This is a genomic window from Synechococcus sp. WH 5701, from assembly GCF_000153045.1.
Classification (GTDB): domain Bacteria; phylum Cyanobacteriota; class Cyanobacteriia; order PCC-6307; family Cyanobiaceae; genus Regnicoccus_A; species Regnicoccus_A antarcticus.
The window spans coordinates 1-1,216 of record NZ_AANO01000111.1; the positions used below are offsets into that span (position 1 = coordinate 1).

The window sequence follows — 1,216 nt, forward strand, 5'->3', positions numbered from 1 at the left end:
GCGCGAGGGCGGTAGCCTTGTCCATTGCTTTGCGGGCAAGGACCGCACTGGGATCGCAGCAAGCCTGCTTCTTCATGTGCTCGGTGCTCACAAGGACGACGTTGTCGCCGAATTCATGCGCACCAACGATGCACCGACCCAGCATATTCTCGAGCGCCAGTCGCTACCGCGCATGGAGGCGCATTATGGCGAGATAGAGCCCGAGGCGATCCGCAACCTTATGGGAGTGCGCGAGGAGTATATCGAGCGCTACTGGTCCGAGGTCACCCGCGACCACGGCAGCGTCGATGCATACCTTGAGAATAGCTTAGGTGTGGATGACACAAGGAAAGCTCGCCTCAGGGAGCGGTTCCTGACGTGACAAGGCTGCGCCCGGACCCCATATCGCACGGTAACAACTGACCAGATTTGAAGAGACGACCCATGGCTACTCATCACACCAAGATGCTCATCATCGGCTCCGGCCCTGCTGGCTATTCCGCAGCGATCTACGCCGCGCGCGCCATGCTTGAGCCGATCGTGGTTCAGGGCCTGCAACCCGGCGGCCAGCTGACCATCACCACCGATGTCGAGAACTATCCCGGCTTTCGCGACGTGGTGCAGGGGCCTTGGCTCATGGAAGAGATGAAGGCGCAGGCCGAGCATGTCGGCACGCGCATGATGTACGACATCATCACCAGCGTTGATCTCGAAGGCGGCTCGCCTTTCCGCGCAGTGGGCGACAGCGGCGATGAGTACATCGCCGACACGATCGTGATTGCGACGGGCGCTCAGGCCAAGTGGCTTGGCGTTCCCGGTGAGCAGGAGCTCGGCGGCAAGGGCGTTTCGGCCTGTGCAACCTGCGACGGCTTCTTCTATCGCGGTAAGAAGGTCGCGGTGATCGGCGGCGGGAACACCGCAGTGGAAGAGGCGCTCTACCTCACCAACCACTCCGACGACGTGACCCTGATCCACCGCCGCGACGAATTGCGCTCGGAGAAGATCCTGCAGGATCGACTGTTCAAGAGCCCCAAGATTTCGACGCTCTGGAACAAGACCGTCGAAAGCTTCGAGGCAGGGGAAAACGGCACGCTTTCGCACCTCGTGCTCAAGGACACGCAAACTGGCGAGACTTCGACGCTCGAAGTGGACGGTGCTTTCGTCGCGATCGGTCACGCCCCCGCGACCGAGTTGTTCAAGGGCAAGCTGCCAATGGATGAGAGCGGCTATCTCGACA

Annotated in this window: 2 protein-coding genes; both read left to right on the forward strand. The window is 61.1% G+C overall.

The window, feature by feature from the left end; genetic code table 11:
• Nucleotides 1–361 (forward strand): tyrosine-protein phosphatase (locus WH5701_RS00660; protein WP_006169900.1); only part of this gene is annotated, 361 nt, incomplete at its 5' end.
• 83 nt (nt 362–444) lie between these two features.
• On the forward strand, nt 445–1,216 hold a 772-nt coding region (locus WH5701_RS00665; protein WP_006169901.1), incomplete at its 3' end, for an NAD(P)/FAD-dependent oxidoreductase.